The sequence below is a fragment of the Rhodococcus sp. P4_F5 genome, assembly GCF_056401315.1.
This window is the reverse complement of the sequence record NZ_JBFUJP010000044.1, coordinates 20,666-37,627: the sequence shown is the minus strand read 5'-3', so window position 1 is coordinate 37,627 and position 16,962 is coordinate 20,666. Positions and strand designations below refer to the sequence as shown.

Sequence of the window (16,962 nt, the reverse complement as noted above, 5' to 3'; positions counted from 1 at the left end):
GATCCCGACCACCCGGGCTGTTGCCCGGACGTGACCTACCGCGTTGGCTCACAACCGGATTCCTTCGTCTGCGCTCAGTTCGCCGAGCCGTCGAAGGAGAAGCGCGGGAACGCCAGCTCGCCCGCGTAACGGGCGGCGTCGCCGAGGTTCTCCTCGATGCGCAGCAGCTGGTTGTACTTCGCGACGCGCTCGCTGCGTGCCGGGGCGCCGGTCTTGATCTGGCCGCTGCCGACGGCGACCGCGAGGTCGGCGATGGTGGTGTCCTCGGTCTCGCCGGAACGGTGGCTCATCATCGTCTTGTAGCCACTGCGGTGCGCGAGGTCGACGGCGTCGAGGGTCTCGGTCAGCGTGCCGATCTGGTTCACCTTGACCAGCAGCGCGTTCGCGGCGCCCTTGACGATGCCGTCCTCGAGGCGCTCCGGGTTGGTGACGAACAGGTCGTCGCCGACCAGCTGCACCTTGTCGCCGATCTGCTCGGTGAGCGCGACCCAGCCCTCCCAGTCGTCCTCGTCCAGCGGGTCCTCGATCGAGACCAGCGGGTACGCGGCGATCAGCTCGGCGTAGAAGGCCGACATCTCGGCGGCGGTGCGGACCTTGCCCTCGAACTTGTAGCCGGTGCCCTTGGTGTAGAACTCCGTGGCCGCGACGTCGAGCGCCAGCGCGACGTCGGTGCCCAGGTTCAGGCCCGTCTTGGCGATGGCCTCGATGATCAGGTCGAGCGCTTCCTTGGTGCCCGCGACGTCGGGGGCGAAACCGCCCTCGTCGCCGAGGCCGGTGGACAGGCCCTTGGCCTTGAGCACGGCCTTGAGCGAGTGGTACACCTCGGTGCCCCAGCGCAGCGACTCCTTGAAGGTGGCGGCGCCGATCGGCGCGACCATGAACTCCTGGACGTCGACACCGGTGTCGGCATGCGCGCCACCGTTGAGGATGTTCATCATCGGGACCGGCAGGATGTGCGCGTTCGGGCCGCCGACGTAGCGGTACAGGTCCAGCCCGGAGGACTCGGCGCCGGCGCGGGCGACCGCGAGCGACGCACCCAGCAGCGCGTTGGCGCCGAGGCGCGACTTGTCCCGGGTGCCGTCCAGGTCCAGCAGGGCCTGGTCTACGACACGCTGTTCGGTGGCGTCCAGCCCGATGATGGCGGGCGCGATCTCGCCGAGCACGGCCTCGACCGCCTTCTCGACGCCCTTGCCGCCGTAGCGAGCTCCGCCGTCGCGCAGCTCGACGGCCTCGTGCTCGCCGGTGGAGGCGCCCGACGGCACCGCGGCGCGCGCGAAGCTGCCGTCGTCGAGCAGCACCTCGACCTCCACCGTGGGGTTGCCCCGGGAATCGAGGATCTCGCGAGCTCCGACCTGCTCAATGATGGCCACGGATGGTCTCCTTTTGGCGGCTTCGTTGTTGACGATTTTGCTCAATAGTGCCAGGTCTGAGCCTAACCGCAGCAACCGGCCGGATCAGGCGGTTGCGCGCGGTCACGGGCGGGTGCCGACCGAGTACGCGGCGGCCCGGTCGCGTACGTCCGACAGGTACTCGCCGGACAGGTTGTAGGCCATCAGTGCCCGCTGCCACCCGTCCGCGGTGGTCAGGTCCCCGCCCCGGGCGCAGAGGTACCGGGCCGCGGTCAGCGCGGCGTCGTCGATGTTGTCGGGGTCGACCACGCCGTCGCCGTTGGCGTCCACTCCCCAGCGTTGCCAGGTCTCGGGGATGAACTGCAGCGGCCCCATCGCGCGGTCGTGCACCGCGTCGCCGTCGCGGGCCCCGCCGTCGGTGTCCGGGATCTCCGCCACGCCCGGTCCGCCGTCGAGCGGGATCCCGCGGATCGGCGGGCTCACCGTCCCGTCCGGCGCGACGCTCGACCCTCGGTAGGTGCCGTGTCGGCTCTCCACCCCGGCGATGCCGGCGATGGTGGTCCAGCCGATCCCGCAGTCGGGCCGCGACTGCGCCATCACCGCGGCGGCGTACCCGTACGCCTCGAGTGCAAGCGTGCCGATGCCGAGGGCGTCGGGCTGCTCCTCGGCCCAGCCGCGCAGCTGCTCGGCGGCACGGCCGGGGGCGTCGACGTCGATCGCCGGGAGCGCCGCACCGGGGCCGGGCGGGATGCCCTCCGGGATCGCAACCCGGGGCGCGCCGCCGCAACCGGCCAGCGTCACCCCCGCGACGGTCACCAGCGCCGCCCACCCGACGGCCCGCCTCTTCCGTGAATTCACTCGCTCCATCATCCACAGTCGCGGGCACCCAGGGCGGCCAGTTCGTGCCGACACAGCAGAATCTGGCCTGCAGCGACGTGCTGAACAGGCACTGGGGCTCGACGCTGTACGGGGACGCCGGCGCGTCCGGGGACGGCTGAGACGTAGGAACTTGCGGTCAGTAGGCGCCGTCGGAGCGCAACACGGCCCCCGCGGTCTTCCACAGGATCATGATGTCGAGGGTCATCGACCAGTTCTCCACGTAGCGCAGGTCAATCCGTACCGACTCATCCCAGGAGAGGTCGCTGCGCCCGCTGATCTGCCACAGGCCCGTCAGTCCGGGTTTGACGAGCATTCGCCGACGCACACCGCCGTCGTCGTACTTCTCGACCTCGGCGATCAGCGGCGGCCGAGGGCCGACCAGCGACATGTGACCGGCAACGACGTTCAGCAGCTGCGGCAGTTCGTCGATCGAGTACCGCCGGATGAAGTGACCCACACGCGTCACCCGCGGATCGTCCTTGATCTTGAACAAGACGCCAGACCCCTCGTTGACGGAGGACAATTCGGCCAGCCTGGTATCCGCGTCGCGAGCCATGCTGCGGAACTTGATCATCTCGAACGTCGTCCCGGCGCGGCCCACCCGCGTCTGCCGGTAGAACGCGGGACCGGGACTGGTCAGGCGAACCGCACAGCCGACCGCGATCAGCAGCGGCGACATCGCGACCAGCAATGCGAGCGCGAGCACACGGTCCAGCACGGACTTGACCACCCAGGCGGGTCCGGTGAAGCGCGGCGCGCTCAACTGCAGCAGCGGGGTGCCGGCCACCGGGCTGATGTGAAGTCGCGGACCGACGATGTCCATGAGTGCGGGCGCGATCAGCAGATCCGCGCCGGTACCCTCGAGATCCCACGCAAGCCGCTGGGTGCGCGACTGCGACCACCCGATCGACGGGAGGATCGCGACGGCGTCGAAGCCCCGCAGGGCCACGATCCCGACGATGTCCCGTTCGGTGCCGACAATAGGGACCCCGTCGACGTCGAGCGGCAGTTTCCCGGACGGGCCGGCGCCCGCGAGACAGACCGCCTCGACGTTCCACCCGGTGTGGGAGGCCCCCCTGGTTCGGTGGATCAGATCCCGCACCGCCGTCTCGTCGCCGGCCGCGACCACCGACCGCAGGTACGCACCCGATTTACGACGCCGGTGGAGCCACTTGCGCAGCAGGTAGCGACCGACGACTGACGCCGCAGCGGCGAGGGGCAGGGCGCCGAACACCCACGAATGCCCGCCCGCCGTCTCGACGGCGTATCCGACCACCGCCATCACGGCGATAACCGTCACGTAGGCCGATGCGACCCGGCGAAACTCTTCGGGTCCACAGCCGAGGATCCTCGGGTCCCAGGCGTGATTGAGCGCCAGGGCCAACAGCGCCAACAGCGGAATCGCCAGCGCAACAGCGAGATTGGCCCGGAGGTCGAGTACAGACACGTCGTGGTAGACGGCCGAGACGAAGATGTCTGCCGCCAGCAGGCTCGCTATGTCGATGCCCAGGGCCACCCGTCCGTAACGAGATTCCCAACTGGGGCGCGGGGGCGCCGGCATCGGTATCGGTACACCCCAGGCTCCGTGCCGTTCCGCAGGTGCGTCGTTCGGCCGTCCGCATACCGGACAGACGGCCCGTACCGGATCCTGCATCGGCGCGGCGTTTGCCCCCATACCGCCTCGCGTATCGCATTCGCACATCTGGAATGTCCAACTTTTTGGTATTCCGCCGCCCCGGCGAACAGAACAAAAACATACCTCAAGTTGGTTAGATCACTCAAGTCTGTGCACGCACCCCTATTTGACGACCGCTACCAAACCCCGTGCTCGCCTGCCGCTATGCCCGCGAGGGTTGCGGGTCCCCCACCCGAATTCGACCCGCACGGAGAAGTTCGCCGCATCGCTCCGCGGAAACCGGCCGGCTGAACAGGTAACCCTGCGCTCGGTGACAGCCCAGCTCGAGGAGTGCGCGCGCGGCAACCTCCGTCTCCACACCCTCGGCAACCAGATCGAGGTCAAACGATTTCGCCAGTCCTACAATTGACTCGACAATCGCACGACCACTCGGGCTGTTTCCGAGATCACGCACGAACTCACGGTCGATCTTGAGCACGTCGAACCGCAGCTGCTTGAGCTGAGCCAACGAGCTGTACCCGGTCCCGAAGTCGTCGATCGCCACCCGCACACCGAGGTCGGCGAGCCCCTGCAGAACCACTCGCGTTCGGTCCAGGTCACCGACCACCACGTTCTCTGTGATCTCCAGGCACACATGGCCACCGTCGACCCCGTTCTCCTCGAGAATCCGCGCGACGATGTCGAGGAATTCGAGACCCACCAACTGTGCGGGCGACACGTTCACCCTCAGGGTGACGTCCAGCCCGGGGATCCCGGCCCGCCACTGGGCGTACTCGCGGCACGCCCTACCCAACACCCAGGCCCCCAGCTCACCCGCCAGATTGGTCGACTCGGCAACCGAAATGAACGACTGCGGCAGCAGTAACCCCAGGACCGGGTGGTCCCACCGCACGAGGGCTTCGACCGCAAGGATCTCACCGGTACGAAGATCAACCTCCGGTTGGTAGACGAGGTGGAGCCAGTCGTCCGTGATCGACGACTTGAGACTGAGCTCGATGATGTTCCGGATCTCGATCTCTTCGCGCATGTCCTCTGTGAACGCGACAATCGCATTGCCGCCCTGCGCTTTCGCCCCAATGACGGCCTGGTCCGCCTGCCACAGCAGGTCGGCGGCGGTGCAGTCACCAGGCATCCCCACCGCGATCCCGATACTCGCACTGCGACTGAAGGTGACGTTACCGAGCAACACCCATTCGTTGACGATCTCGCTGATCCGCTCGGCCTCGCGGCGAGCATCGTCCACGCCCACTCCCTCGCCGAGCACGACGACGAATTCGTCCCCACCCAGTCGTGCCACCAGAGCGTCGGATGCACATCGACCGGTGAGGCGCGCACCGATCTCGACGATGAACCGGTCCCCAGCGGAGTGACCGAGGAAGTCGTTGAGAGATTTGAGACGGTCCAGGTCGAGGAACAGAATCGCCACCGGCCCCGGGCTTCCCGGCGCCATCCGACTGTTGAGCTGGTCGAGCAGTGAGTGTCGGTTGGCGAGCCCGGTCAGCTCGTCGTGGTCAGCCCAGTAGTGCAGACTGTTTTCCGCGCGCACACGTTCCTGGACCTGGGTGAGCAGCGCGGCAATTGCCTTGAGCACGTTGATTTCCGCCGTGCTCCATTCCCGGTCGCCGAACTTGACGAACCCCAGTGTCCCGGTCGTCACCTCGCCGGAGAGCAGTGGCACCGCCACCATTGACGCGGCAAGGATGCCCGATGCCCGCCCAACGCGATCCTGGTACGCGGTGCTGCTTCCTCCAGGACGGGCGAGGATGACGTCCTTGAGATTTTCCGCGCTCGCGAACTCCGGGCCGGCATCGGCAAAATATACGATGTCGAGCGGATCTGGATCGGGCTTGTTCTCGCGTCGTGGCCACTCGGCGACCAAGACCGTCGCTCCGATCTCGTGGTCGTTTCGACGCAGGAAGCAGACATCGAGCCCGAAGTAGTCGACGACCTCGTGCAGCACCTGCTCGGCACTTGCCACCCATGTCTCTGCCTGAGTCGCGGTCAGCAGGGAGGCAACCGAGGTGACGAGTTCCTCGAGCATTCGTGGTTTCACGGGAAGACCTCAGCTTTCGACTCGGAGCGATCGACGGCGGCTGCGAACCGACGGCGGAGGCGCGTGGCTCAGACGCAGGACGAGCGCGAGAGCCTCCTGGTCGGTGACACCGAAGAGATCAAGCAAGGCCTGCCGACATTCGGCCAGCTCACCGGTGTGTTGTGGGGCCAGCTCCTCGAGATCACACCTGTGTACGCCGTACAGAAATACCGGCGACACCGGCTGCACTGCGAATCCCTCGTCCTCGGATGTGATCCACACGTTCTCCAGCGCCACCCCCCCACGGAAGTAGTCGATGTGCCGGATTCCACTGATGACCACTGCCGCGAGAGCCGAGCTGGAATTGACTCGATCACGCGTCGCATCCCCGAGGCCGCTACCCAGCCGCCACTCGGCAAGCTGCGCGGTGACATCGCCCCTGCGAACGATGCTCAGCGCCGCGAGATCCGTTGCGCCGAACTCGAGCGAGCGGAAGTCGATGCCGGTGCTGACGTCCTCACCCACCCAGCGCACCTCGCCCATCATTTCGCGATGCAATTGAGGCGCCAGGAACCGCACTCGATCGGACACGGCGAGCAGCTCGGCCGCCGAAGCGATGTCCTCCCTATCGGTGAGAACCGCAAGGCGCGCCCCTTCGTCCCGCGCCGAGGCCTCGAGCACCCCGATCGTCTCGGGATCGACCTGCCGCACCGCACCCGTCCTACGGTTTGTGACGCGGCCGAGCACCCGCTCGTACCGGCTTGCGAGCACTTCGTCGGCGCCGACACCAAATGCCATCGTCACCACCGGCACCGAACCGTCCGAGACCGCGTCACCGTCGCCGAACACCTCGACCGGCCCCAGTATGCGGTGGGCGGCGGCCGCGACACGCGCGTTGTAGAACGCCGCTCCGAGCGCGACGAAACTGCCGCGGAACTGCACGTCCATCGCCGACGTGCGGTCCGGATCCAGGTAGATCCGAAGATCGTCCGCGCCGGCAATCACTCGCCATGGCTGCGCGTTGCCGCCGGACGGCGCCGAGTGCGCGGCACGGACGACCGCATCCGCGGCGCTCTGCGTCGTGCAGTCGACCGGCACCCCGTCCGTGCGGTCGACATCGATCTGGGGAGCGGGCGATGACAGACCGTCGAGAGCTGCCTCCACGTCGATGCGCACTCGACCGGACGGCAGCGCCCGACCGGTCCCGAACCGCCGGACCGCTGTTGCCACGCTGGCACCGCCGAGCATGACGTCGCCGCCGAGTTGGGGCCAGGTGGAGATCGTGGTGTCGATCTCCACCATCGAAGCCCCCAACCGCGGAGACAACTCGTCTGCACCGAGAATCCCCAATACCGCCGGCAACTTCTCCTTCGACGTCAGGCCGGCCAACGATCGACTGGAGACCTCACCGAGAAGCCCGTGGAACAGCGGCCGGTCCGGCTCCAGGTCGAACCTCTCGACGTCGAGCAGTCCACGATCGCTGGTCTCCATCAAGACCGGAATTCCCCGGCGGCGCGCCTCCTCTCGCACCAACACCTTCATGTCCAGCGAATCACACTCCTCGACAACGAGATCGAGCCCCTCCAGGAAGCTACCGATGGTGTCTTCGGTGACTCCCTCGGGCCACGCCGAAACCCTCAGGTACGGGTCGATCTCCGAGATCCGGTGGGCGGCCACGACCGCCTTGTTCACACCGAGATCGAACACGCTGGCCGGAACCCGGTTGAGATTGGACAGATCGAGGGTGTCGAAGTCGGCAAGACGCATTGCACCGCAGGCACTCTCGAGTGCCAGTGCCACGGCGACCGCGTGACCGACACTGAGGCCGACCACCCCGACCTCGAGCGAGGCAAGGCGTTGCTGCTCGTGGTCGGTGACCTTGTTGCGGTTGCGGTCAAGCCGCAACCGCCGGAAAGACATCGGCCCGAGCACGTGGACCAGAGACCGGCGCCACGGGTAGTACGCCCAACTCGGCGCTTCGTCGGCCAGGACCGGCGCCACCGACGGCACCAACGCACGCAAGCTGGACCGCTGCGCGTCGATCGTGTCGTACACGGCGCAGTCCGGACGAGCTCGAAGTTCGGCCACAGCCTGCGCGTCCACTGCCCGTCGCTCGTCGAACAACGTCGCCGTGTGTTGCCCCGATGGATCAGTCACGACTCGCCGAGTCACACCGAACGACCCAACTCGACGAGGTCGTCACGGCCCGCGTGCGCCGCGGTCCCCGGCCTCGCGAGGCGGTGCGCATCCGGGCCGACGGGCAGCTTGCGCCGATCCCACCACATCACTCGCGTGTGATAGCGCTCGTCCGGGTACGGGGTCGACGGTATGCGGCTGCTGACCTCGCCTCCCGACGAGGACCACAACTTCAGCACGTGATCTGCCGCAGTTCCCAACACGAACTGGACGTCGAGCAATTCGAGTCCCCACACGATGACATCGGCGAGCGATCGGGTGAGTTCCTTGCGGTGCACGGCGCCGTCTGCGACCCATGCAGTTTTCATCTCGACCACGCCGAACGGGAGCCGGTCGGCAACCATCGCTCGTAGCTCGGATTCCCCCGGCCTGCCGGCCCATTCGCTGATCGCGTGGACCTGCTCCACCCGCGCGTGCGGCCCCTGTGCCCGCATCCCGCCGCTCACCGAACCGTCCGGTCCCACCGCGACGAAGAACAAGGTGGTCGACCTGCCGTCGCGGAGCTGCTCGTACTGCAGCGCCTCGAGCACCCCGTGTTTGGTGTAACTCGCGAGCGCTCCGGCCAGGTATGCCGACCACAGTTCGGGTTCCTCGTCTGGCCGCGCCGCGACAAATCGGTATTCCGACCGCGGGTCCCACACGCTGGTCTTTTCGAGTTTCTCCTCGGCCCCACAGATCACACTTGAAAGTGCACGGGTCATCACTGCCTCCAACTTCGGAATGTTCGAGTTCGGTCTTGAACCGGAAACCCGACCATCCGCGGAGCGTGCGCCCTAGGTCAGCGAGATGAAGAGTTCGACCCCGCTCGGCGCGCGGGTGATCTCGATTTCCTCGGCGAAGGCACGGTCGATCTTCCCTTCCCGTGCCGCGACCTCCGCCTGTTTCCACACATCTTCGATCGGATCGTCGACAGGTCCGTCCGGAACGAACCGCGCGAAGTACCCAGCCGGAACCCGCACCATCACGTCCCCCTCCGCGAGATGCTCGGGACGATCGCACCGGTACCCGACGACCGCAATCGAGTCGCCCTCCGTGTTCGGGGTGTACACCGTCACGATCTCCGCCAAACCCCGTTCCAAGATGCGTTCACGGGTGAACTCCATCAGCCCTCCCGACCGCTCCCCCGATCCTGCATCCACATTCGGCAAGACCAGTCCTCCGACGTCGACCACGCTGCATTTGACGATCTCAAAGCCCATGACAATTGCTCCGAGACAGTGAGCCGACCGCGATGTAGAGATCGATGCGGTACGCGTGCGGATAGCACTCGAAGGCGCCTGTGAATGCGCGGTCGAGTTGCCCCGCGTCCTCCGCCTCGCGCACCTGCTGCCACAGGTTGCTCACGACGTCGGGAAATTCTCCAGTCGAAAAGAACCGCGCGTACCGTCCGCCCGGAACCCTGGCCATGACATGGCCACGCATCACGTCCCCGATCGACTCGCACCGGTAGCCCACGACCTGGGTGTAGAACGATCCGGCCTCGGCGGCATGATCGGTGTAGATGGACGCCAGCGGTCCCGGCGGGTTCTGCCCGAGGACCGCGGACCAGGCTCGCTCGAGGTTCGGATCCCGCAGCATCCCCAACGGACGCTTGGGACTTCGCACCGGCAGGCCCCCCACGAAGGTTTCACCGAGTTCGACGAACTCAATCTCCCCTGACCGCATTTCAACCACGCTCCCTCCCCGGAACGGGTTTCCCCACGGCTCGCGACAGCTCCCGATCCGGTCACAGCAGATCCACCATAACCGTGTATTCACACCACTGGGGTGACATAACCGAATGCCAAATTCCCTGTTCCACCCACTGCCTTCAATTACCAACTCAATCAATAGAAAGGCCAGGTTAAACAAACTTCAAGTACTTAATTGCCCTTGAAAGCGGGTCCGAAGTGTGGTTAGTTTGACGGAGTCCACCAGCCGAAGGTCCGGACGAGGGGAAGACAGGCGAATGCGGTGCAGACTGTGCGACTCGGACCGCCTCCTGAGCGTCCTCGACCTAGGCGCGACGCCGCCGTGCGAGCGGTTTCTCACCGCCGCCGAGCTCGACGACCCCGAGCCCACATACCCGCTGCACCTGCGCCTCTGCCCGGACTGCCTGCTGCTGCAGATTCCGGCGCTGATCACACCGGAAGACACCTTCACCGAGTACGCATACTTCTCGTCCTACTCGGACACCTGGGTCGAGCACGCTCGCCAATTTGTGGACGAAGCAGTACGCCGACTGTCCCTCGACAGCAACTCCCTCGTGGTGGAGGTGGCCAGCAACGACGGGTACCTGCTCCAGCACGTCGTCCGGGCAGGAATCCCCTGTCTGGGGATCGAACCGTCCGTGAACGTCGGGGCGGCGGCCCGCGACCGGCGGGTGCCGACCCGGACCGCATTTCTCGACCAGGATCTGGCGGCCTCGATCCGTGCCGAACACGGGCCGGCCGATCTCGTCGTGGCGAACAACGTCTACGCGCACATCCCGGATCTCCTCGGCTTCACCCAGTCGCTCCGCGCCCTGCTGGCCGACGACGGCTGGCTCAGCATCGAGGTCCACCACGCGCTGAACCTGGTCGGGCTCGGCCAGTTCGACACCGTGTATCACGAGCACTTCCAGTACTACACATTGCTTTCCGCCGCTCGGGCCCTCGCCACCGCCGGGCTCGCGGTCGTCGACGTCGAATTGCTCCTGACGCACGGAGGGTCGATCAGGATCTGGGCTCGACCCGATTCGTTCGGCGCTGCGCCGAGTGCTCGGGTACGCGAGGTCCTCCGAGCCGAGCAGCAGGCTGGGTTGCACGATGTCGATGGCTACCTCCGACTCGCGCCGCTGGCGGAGTCCGTTCGCCACGACCTATTGCGATTCCTCCTCGAATGCCGAGGCCACGGCAAGACCGTGGTCGGGTACGGGGCGCCTGGCAAGGGCAACACCCTGCTGAACTACTGCGGAATCCGCACCGACCTGCTCGAGTACACGGTAGACCGGAACCCCTACAAGCACGGCCGATTCACCCCGGGTACGCGGATCCCGATCCTCGAGCCCGAGCAGATAGCCAAGGACCGCCCGGGCGTCGTACTCGCGCTGCCGTGGAACCTCGAGCCGGAACTCACCGAACAGCTCCGATTCATCACCGAGTGGGGCGGCGAGCTCATGTTCCCCCTCCCGCGCCTGCACCCGGCCGCGCTGTAGCCGACGCGACTGCCGACATCCACCAACCCACCGGGAGGGGACCAGCATGAAAGTCGTTCTGTTCTGCGGCGGATACGGGATGCGCATGCGCAACGACCGCAGTGACGAAATTCCCAAACCCATGCAAATGGTCGGTCCCCGCCCGCTGCTGTGGCACATCATGCGGTACTACGCCCATTTCGGCCACACCGAGTTCATCCTGTGCCTCGGCTACGGAGCCGCCAAGATCAAGGAGTTCTTCCTCGACTACCACGAGGAGCAGTCCAACGACTTCGTACTCCACAACGACCGGGTCGAGTTGCTGCACACCGACATCAGCGACTGGTCGATCACATTCGTCGACACCGGCCTCGAATCCGCCATCGGCGAACGGTTGCGCCGGGTCCGCCGGCATCTGAACGGAGACCCCTACTTTCTCGCCAACTACGCGGACGTCCTCACCGACGCCCCGCTCGATCTGGTCGTCGAGAAGTTTCACGAATCGGGTGCCGCGGCGTCGATCCTGGTCGTCCCACCGCAGTCCTCGTTCCACTGCGTCAACGTCGCCGACAACGGCGAGATCAAGGAGATCACCCCGATCAGCCAGTTCCCGATCTGGGAGAACGGCGGATACTTCGTGCTCAGCCAGGAGATCTTCGATCTGCTGCCGCCGGGCGGAGACCTCGTCGCGGACGTGTGCCAGCCCCTCGCCGGGCAGGGCCGGCTGTTCGGCTACCGGCACGAGGGCTTCTGGAAGCCCGCGGACACCTTCAAGGAGCGCGCCGAACTCGACGACAGCTACGCCCACGGCGACCACCCGTGGACGGTCTGGGACCACTCACAACCCGTCCCACAGCCATGATCGACCTGCATCCCTCGACCATCGGTGAGGTCGCCGCCCTCGGGGCGCACTGCGACGACATCGCCATCGGGGTCGGCGGCACCCTGTTGACCCTCGCCACGGCGATCCCGCACCTACGGGTCCGCGCCTTCGTTCTGTCGGGGGAAGATTCGGGGCGCGAGATCGAGGAGCGCCACGCACTCGCGGCGCTGTGTCCGGACGCAGATATCGAAATCACCGTCCTGGACGTCCCCGACGGGCACGCACCCGAGTACTGGGGTCCGATCAAGGGCGCGCTCGAGCTGTTCCGGAAAGAGGTTGCCCCCGATGTGGTCTTCGCACCACAACGCGGTGATGCGCACCAGGACCATCGGCTGCTCGCGGAGCTGGTACCGACGGTCTTCCGCGACCACCTCGTACTGGGCTACGAGATCCTCAAGTGGGAATCGGACACGCCCCGGCCGACGGTGTTCCACCCACTCACCAAGAAGGTCGCGGAGGAGAAGGCCCGTGTCCTGCTCAAGCACTACCCGTCACAGGCCGAGCACGACTGGTTCGACGAGAGCGCCTTCCTCGGCCTCGCACGCCTGCGCGGGGTGCAGTGTCATCGAACGCTCGCCGAGGCGTTCGTGATGGAAAAGTCGATGATCCGATTCGGAGGGGTGTGACATGAGGGTTCTCGTCACCGGTCACCAGGGCTACCTCGGCACCGTCATGGTCCCGGTTCTGCGCATGGCCGGCCACGACGTGGTCGGACTCGACTCCGGACTGTTCGCCGACTGCGTTCTCGGGTCGGCACCCGCCGACCCCCCGGGCATCGAGGTCGACATCCGTGATGTCAGCGAGAGCCAGCTGTCGGGATTCGACGCCGTGATCCACCTGGCGGCGCTGTCGAACGATCCGCTCGGGGCCCTCGCGCCCCGGATCACCTACGACATCAACCACCATGCGTCCGTTCGCCTCGCGCGACTCGCCAAGCATGCCGGCGTCCGGCGCTTCCTGTACGCGTCCACCTGTTCCGTGTACGGCGCGGGGGGCGAGGACCTCGTCACCGAGAGCGCGCCGCTGCACCCGTTGACGCCGTACGCGGAGAGCAAGGTCCGGGTCGAGGACGACGTCGCGACCTTCGCCGACTCCGGGTTTTCCCCCGTGTTCCTGCGCAACGCAACCGCTTTCGGATTCTCACCGCGACTGCGTGCGGACATCGTGCTGAACAATCTCGTCGGGCATGCCGTACTCACAGGCGAGGTTCGGGTGCTCTCCGACGGAACGCCGTGGCGGCCGCTGGTGCACGCGCGCGACATCGCGTCGGCGTTTGCCCGAGCCCTGGTCGCGCCGATCGACGCTGTGCACTGCTCGGCGTTCAACGTCGGCACGGAAGCAAACAACCTCACCGTCGCGCAGATCGCCGCAGCCGTGGTCGACGTGGTGCCGGGGTCGAGGCTGCTGATCACCGGGGAGAGCGGACCCGACCTGCGTTCGTACCGGGTGGACTTCTCGGCCATCCGCCGCGCGCTGGGCTTCGAGGCGGCGTGGAGCATCCCGGACGGTGCCGCCGAACTCTGCCGGGAGTACCTGGCCGCAGGCTTGACCGAAGCGGACTTCACCCGGCGATTCGTCCGACTTGCACACCTCGAAAACCTCAGGACATCAGGGCTTGTCGACCAGTCACTCCGATTCCAGACCGTCGGCGCTCGCCATGGCTGAGGTCAGCGACGTGTCATTGTCAGAGTGTCTCGAGAAGGTCCGACCAACGACCGGCACTGGCGTCCCTCCCGCTGACAAGAGTGACCGGCAACGGCCAGTCGATGCCGAGGTCGGGGTCGTCGTAGGCAACGGCAACGTCCTCGGCGGGGTCGTGTGGCCGGTCGATCCGATAGCAGACGTCCGCGGTCGGGGTCAGCGCCTGGAAACCGTGAAGGAACCCCGGCGGGACGTACAGGTGCCGGAACTCGACGTCGTCGAGCATGAAGGCCTGCTGCGCGCCGAAGGTCGGCGACTCTCGACGGATGTCCACCAGCACGTCGTGCACCGCCCCGTTCGCGCAACGCACCAACTTGGCTTCACCTCGCCCCGAACGTCCATGCATTCCACGGATAACGCCGAGCACCGAGCGAGACTGCGAATCCTGAACGAAGGCCGCCGTCTCGACCCCTGCCTGCTCGCCTACCCGCGCATCGAACGTGCGAGTGAACAGCCCCCTGTCATCCCGGAACGGCTCGGGGCGGAACACCAGAACATCTGCGAGGTCGGCCTTTTCGACGTGCATACGCCCATCCTGCTCCCCCACGGCCCTCGATTCCACCGATCCGGCGACATCGGAGGAACGTGATGCAATGCCGAGGGTGCGGATCCACCGCCACCGACCGGGTACTCGACCTCGGTCGTGTGCCGGCCGCGGATCACTTTCCGCTCGCTTCGACCCCGGTATCTCCGGACGAGGCGTCCCACCCGTTGGCGATGGAACTGTGCCGTGACTGCGGGCTCGCCCAACTCGCCGAGGACGACACAACCACCGACGAACCACGCGGTGTCGAGCCGCAGGCATTGAAAGACCAAGCAGCTGACGCGGTCAGCACCCTCGAGCGAGCAGGATGGTTGCGCGGCGACACAGTGCTCGAGTTCGGCAGCCCGCACGGCGGAAGCTGGCTGCCCCTGCTCACCGAACGGGGATTTCGCGCGGCCGATCCCGACACCCCGGCCTCGCTGGTCCTCGACTGCTTCGGTCTCATGCACGAGCCGAACCAGCGTCGCGCCTTCCGTGATCGCGCGAAGGCAACCGCCGAGGACGGCGTCCTGCTCGTCCAGTTCCATTCCCTGCAGACGATCATTCGACATAGACAGTGGAATGCGCTGCGACACGGTCACTTCGCCTACTACTCGATGACCGCACTGTCACGATTGCTCGACGACGTCGGTATGCGCATCGCCGACGCTTGGGAGTTCCCGCTCTACGGCGGTACCACGCTGGCAGCCGCGCGGCACGGCAGCGACGCGGCAGTATCCGTCACCGTTCGGCAGATCCTGCGGGAGGAGAGCACTTTCGGCGTGACCGATCCGGCTACTGTCCGACAGCTGCAAGGTGCTGCGGACGAACAGGTCACAGCCCTCCATGGCTGGCTCGAGTCGATGGCTGGCGACCACCGGCGTGTCCTCGCCTACGGAGCCGCCTCCCGGGCGGTGTCGCTGCTGCACCGTGCTGCGCTCGATCACCGACTGATCTACGCGGTCGCCGATGCCTCCGAGGCCAAGCAGGGCCGGCGCATGCCTGGTACCGACATCCCCATCGTCTCCCCCGCGCAACTGCTCGCCACCGATCCTGATCGAGTGTTGCTGACAGTGCCCGACCTGCTGCCGGAATTGGAGCGCCAGTTGCCAACTCTGAGCGGACGCTGGCTGATCGACTGGCCGATCCAGGATCCAGCCCACGTCCGAGGCATATCCGTTCGCGAACCCGCACGAAATGACATCGGGGGTCGACGTTGCCAATCACACTTAGGGGGAACAGATGTCGTCCTGCCACACCACACATGACGACGAACACGACTCCGAGATCCGAGTCGTCATCGAGAACAGCGAATACTGGCTGCGCAACAACGGTGACCTGGCGATGATGGCAGTCACAATCAGACGAATCCGCGAGCGCTGGCCAAACGCACGCATCGGTGTTCTCACGGAGACCCCGGCACTCCTGTCCGCGTACTTCCCAGATGCCCAGGGAATTACCGGGCACGACACAAGGCCATGGGCTGAGCCCGGTCGTATCGAACTGGCCGCCGCACGGCTCGGATCCAGAATGGCCGGACCTGCGATTCTCCTGTCGACCATGACGGCAGACAGAATTCAACGGAAGATCCGGAGCACCATGTGCAGGCTCCGAGAGGTCATCGGGTCCCGTCCGACCATGCTTCCACCCGACGCCGACGGTCACATCCCCGACGGCTGTGCAGCGGCTGTGCGGAGCGCCTCTTTGGTCTTGTGCCTGGGCGGCGGCTACTTGACGGACGCGGATGTCATCCAGACCCGCCGCGCCATGGGCTTGATCGACTACGCCCGCAGCCATGACGTTCCTGTCGCTCTCGTCGGGCAGGGCTTCGGCCCCATCAACGACCCTGCACTCATGGCGCGTGTGGCTGCGACGCTGCCCCATGTGGGCTTCTTCGCACTGCGTGAACGGGTGAACGGGCCCGGATTGCTCGACCAGATCGGAATGCCGACTGATCGCACGATGGTGAGCGGCGACGATGCGATCGAACTCGCGTACGCCGCACGAACGGACAGTATCGGCACAAAGCTCGGGTTCTGCCTTCGTGTGGCCGGATACTCCTCGGTGGCAACAGGAAGCCAAAGCACTGTCGGACTGGTGATTCGGGGGCTGGCCCGCGACCTCGGCGCCGGAATCGCGCCACTCGTCATCTCGGAGAACGGCTCCGAGGATCGCCGCTCGACACTGCCACTCGTCCGCCATGCCCCCGGACTTGTGCGACCGCTCGGCCGCTTCGTACATCCACTCGCCGTGGCACGCCGCGTGTCAACCTGCCGCATCGTCGTCACGGGCGCCTACCACCTCGCGGTGTTCGCACTGTCACAAGGAATTCCGGTAGTGGCACTGTCGTCAACGCCCTACTACGACGCCAAGTTCGTCGGACTCGGCGACATGTTCGGAGGAGGACTGGAGTTGGTCGATCTCAATGATCCACAGCTCGCTCAGCGACTGACCAGTTCCATCCGTTCGGCGTGGGCGCAGGCAGCGGATGCGCGAAGCGCGCTTCGCGCACGAGCCAGAATCCAGATCGACTCCAGCAAAGAGGCTTTCGCGCATGTCTTCGAGTTGGTCGAGTCGCGCCGACTCGAACGAACCTGAACGTAGGTACC

The 16,962-nt window shown here is 66.3% G+C and carries 15 protein-coding genes; 6 read left to right on the top strand and 9 right to left on the bottom strand.

The genetic code is table 11. The features are described from left to right. Positions 1-74: 74 nt before the first annotated feature. The 8 genes from eno to AC1DU4_RS17430 form a co-directional block, all read right to left on the bottom strand. The gene (eno, locus tag AC1DU4_RS17465; RefSeq protein WP_072845330.1) at positions 75-1,370 is read right to left on the bottom strand and encodes a phosphopyruvate hydratase; all 1,296 of its coding nucleotides are present in this window, start codon (positions 1,368-1,370) and stop codon (positions 75-77) included. Between the two features lie 102 nt (positions 1,371-1,472). Beyond that, entirely contained in the window at positions 1,473-2,216 is a 744-nt protein-coding gene (locus tag AC1DU4_RS17460; protein ID WP_477841888.1) for a lytic transglycosylase domain-containing protein, read from the bottom strand. Positions 2,217-2,364: 148 nt separating this feature from the next. Beyond that, the gene (locus tag AC1DU4_RS17455) at positions 2,365-3,789 is read right to left on the bottom strand and encodes a sugar transferase (protein WP_477841886.1); all 1,425 of its coding nucleotides are present in this window, start codon (positions 3,787-3,789) and stop codon (positions 2,365-2,367) included. Between the two features lie 277 nt (positions 3,790-4,066). After that, complete coding sequence (locus AC1DU4_RS17450; protein WP_477841884.1) at positions 4,067-5,905, bottom strand: putative bifunctional diguanylate cyclase/phosphodiesterase; 1,839 nt, start codon at positions 5,903-5,905, stop codon at positions 4,067-4,069. 21 nt (positions 5,906-5,926) lie between these two features. Continuing rightward, positions 5,927-8,053, bottom strand: coding sequence for an Rv1355c family protein (locus AC1DU4_RS17445; protein ID WP_477841882.1), 2,127 nt, complete (start codon positions 8,051-8,053; stop codon positions 5,927-5,929). An 11-nt stretch (positions 8,054-8,064) separates the two neighbouring features. Continuing rightward, positions 8,065-8,793: a hypothetical protein gene (locus tag AC1DU4_RS17440; RefSeq protein ID WP_477841880.1), complete on the bottom strand. Its 729-nt coding sequence runs from the start codon at positions 8,791-8,793 to the stop codon at positions 8,065-8,067. 72 nt (positions 8,794-8,865) lie between these two features. Continuing rightward, positions 8,866-9,195, bottom strand: coding sequence for a hypothetical protein (locus tag AC1DU4_RS17435; protein WP_477841878.1), 330 nt, complete (start codon positions 9,193-9,195; stop codon positions 8,866-8,868). 85 nt (positions 9,196-9,280) lie between these two features. After that, positions 9,281-9,757, bottom strand: a complete 477-nt coding sequence (locus AC1DU4_RS17430) for a GyrI-like domain-containing protein (RefSeq protein ID WP_477841876.1) — start codon at positions 9,755-9,757, stop codon at positions 9,281-9,283. 283 nt (positions 9,758-10,040) lie between these two features. On the opposite strand from AC1DU4_RS17430, the gene AC1DU4_RS17425 reads away from it, so the two are divergent. Genes AC1DU4_RS17425 through AC1DU4_RS17410 form a run of 4 tightly spaced genes read left to right on the top strand, consistent with a single transcriptional unit; the run spans position 10,041 to position 13,794 of the window. After that, complete coding sequence (locus AC1DU4_RS17425) at positions 10,041-11,267, top strand: methyltransferase domain-containing protein (RefSeq protein ID WP_477841874.1); 1,227 nt, start codon at positions 10,041-10,043, stop codon at positions 11,265-11,267. 46 nt (positions 11,268-11,313) lie between these two features. Continuing rightward, the gene (locus tag AC1DU4_RS17420) at positions 11,314-12,108 is read left to right on the top strand and encodes a glycosyltransferase family protein (protein ID WP_477841872.1); all 795 of its coding nucleotides are present in this window, start codon (positions 11,314-11,316) and stop codon (positions 12,106-12,108) included. Beyond that, entirely contained in the window at positions 12,105-12,755 is a 651-nt protein-coding gene (locus tag AC1DU4_RS17415; protein WP_477841870.1) for a PIG-L deacetylase family protein, read from the top strand. The genes AC1DU4_RS17420 and AC1DU4_RS17415 overlap by 4 nt, the downstream gene beginning before the upstream one ends. A 1-nt stretch (position 12,756) precedes the next feature. Further along, positions 12,757-13,794 carry an NAD-dependent epimerase/dehydratase family protein gene (locus tag AC1DU4_RS17410; protein ID WP_477841868.1) on the top strand — a complete coding sequence of 346 codons (1,038 nt, stop codon included), beginning with the start codon at positions 12,757-12,759 and terminating at the stop codon, positions 13,792-13,794. Positions 13,795-13,813: 19 nt separating this feature from the next. On the opposite strand, the gene rfbC is transcribed toward AC1DU4_RS17410, so the two are convergent. Then, positions 13,814-14,356, bottom strand: coding sequence for a dTDP-4-dehydrorhamnose 3,5-epimerase (gene rfbC / locus AC1DU4_RS17405; RefSeq protein WP_477841892.1), 543 nt, complete (start codon positions 14,354-14,356; stop codon positions 13,814-13,816). Positions 14,357-14,415: 59 nt separating this feature from the next. Here rfbC and AC1DU4_RS17400 point away from each other — a divergent pair, with 59 nt between their 5' ends. Both AC1DU4_RS17400 and AC1DU4_RS17395 read left to right on the top strand, forming a co-directional pair. Beyond that, a complete protein-coding gene (locus tag AC1DU4_RS17400) occupies positions 14,416-15,621 on the top strand; it encodes a class I SAM-dependent methyltransferase (protein ID WP_477841866.1) in 1,206 nt (401 codons plus the stop codon). Further along, on the top strand, positions 15,596-16,951 hold the full coding sequence (locus AC1DU4_RS17395; RefSeq protein ID WP_477841864.1) for a polysaccharide pyruvyl transferase family protein: 1,356 nt from the start codon (positions 15,596-15,598) through the stop codon (positions 16,949-16,951). The genes AC1DU4_RS17400 and AC1DU4_RS17395 overlap by 26 nt, the downstream gene beginning before the upstream one ends. Positions 16,952-16,962 lie beyond the last annotated feature (11 nt).

What these genes read in the sequence shown, in the direction of transcription:
- AC1DU4_RS17460 (WP_477841888.1), bottom strand. Translation starts at nt 2,216, where the DNA reads ATGGAGCGAGTGAATTCACGGAAGAGGCGGGCCGTCGGGTGGGCGGCG.
- AC1DU4_RS17455 (WP_477841886.1), bottom strand. Translation starts at nt 3,789, where the DNA reads ATGCCGGCGCCCCCGCGCCCCAGTTGGGAATCTCGTTACGGACGGGTG.
- AC1DU4_RS17450 (WP_477841884.1), bottom strand. Translation starts at nt 5,905, where the DNA reads ATGCTCGAGGAACTCGTCACCTCGGTTGCCTCCCTGCTGACCGCGACT.
- AC1DU4_RS17440 (WP_477841880.1), bottom strand. Translation starts at nt 8,793, where the DNA reads ATGACCCGTGCACTTTCAAGTGTGATCTGTGGGGCCGAGGAGAAACTC.
- AC1DU4_RS17435 (WP_477841878.1), bottom strand. Translation starts at nt 9,195, where the DNA reads ATGGAGTTCACCCGTGAACGCATCTTGGAACGGGGTTTGGCGGAGATC.
- AC1DU4_RS17430 (WP_477841876.1), bottom strand. Translation starts at nt 9,757, where the DNA reads ATGCGGTCAGGGGAGATTGAGTTCGTCGAACTCGGTGAAACCTTCGTG.
- AC1DU4_RS17425 (WP_477841874.1), top strand. Translation starts at nt 10,041, where the DNA reads ATGCGGTGCAGACTGTGCGACTCGGACCGCCTCCTGAGCGTCCTCGAC.
- AC1DU4_RS17420 (WP_477841872.1), top strand. Translation starts at nt 11,314, where the DNA reads ATGAAAGTCGTTCTGTTCTGCGGCGGATACGGGATGCGCATGCGCAAC.
- AC1DU4_RS17415 (WP_477841870.1), top strand. Translation starts at nt 12,105, where the DNA reads ATGATCGACCTGCATCCCTCGACCATCGGTGAGGTCGCCGCCCTCGGG.
- AC1DU4_RS17410 (WP_477841868.1), top strand. Translation starts at nt 12,757, where the DNA reads ATGAGGGTTCTCGTCACCGGTCACCAGGGCTACCTCGGCACCGTCATG.
- rfbC (WP_477841892.1), bottom strand. Translation starts at nt 14,356, where the DNA reads ATGCACGTCGAAAAGGCCGACCTCGCAGATGTTCTGGTGTTCCGCCCC.
- AC1DU4_RS17395 (WP_477841864.1), top strand. Translation starts at nt 15,596, where the DNA reads ATGTCGTCCTGCCACACCACACATGACGACGAACACGACTCCGAGATC.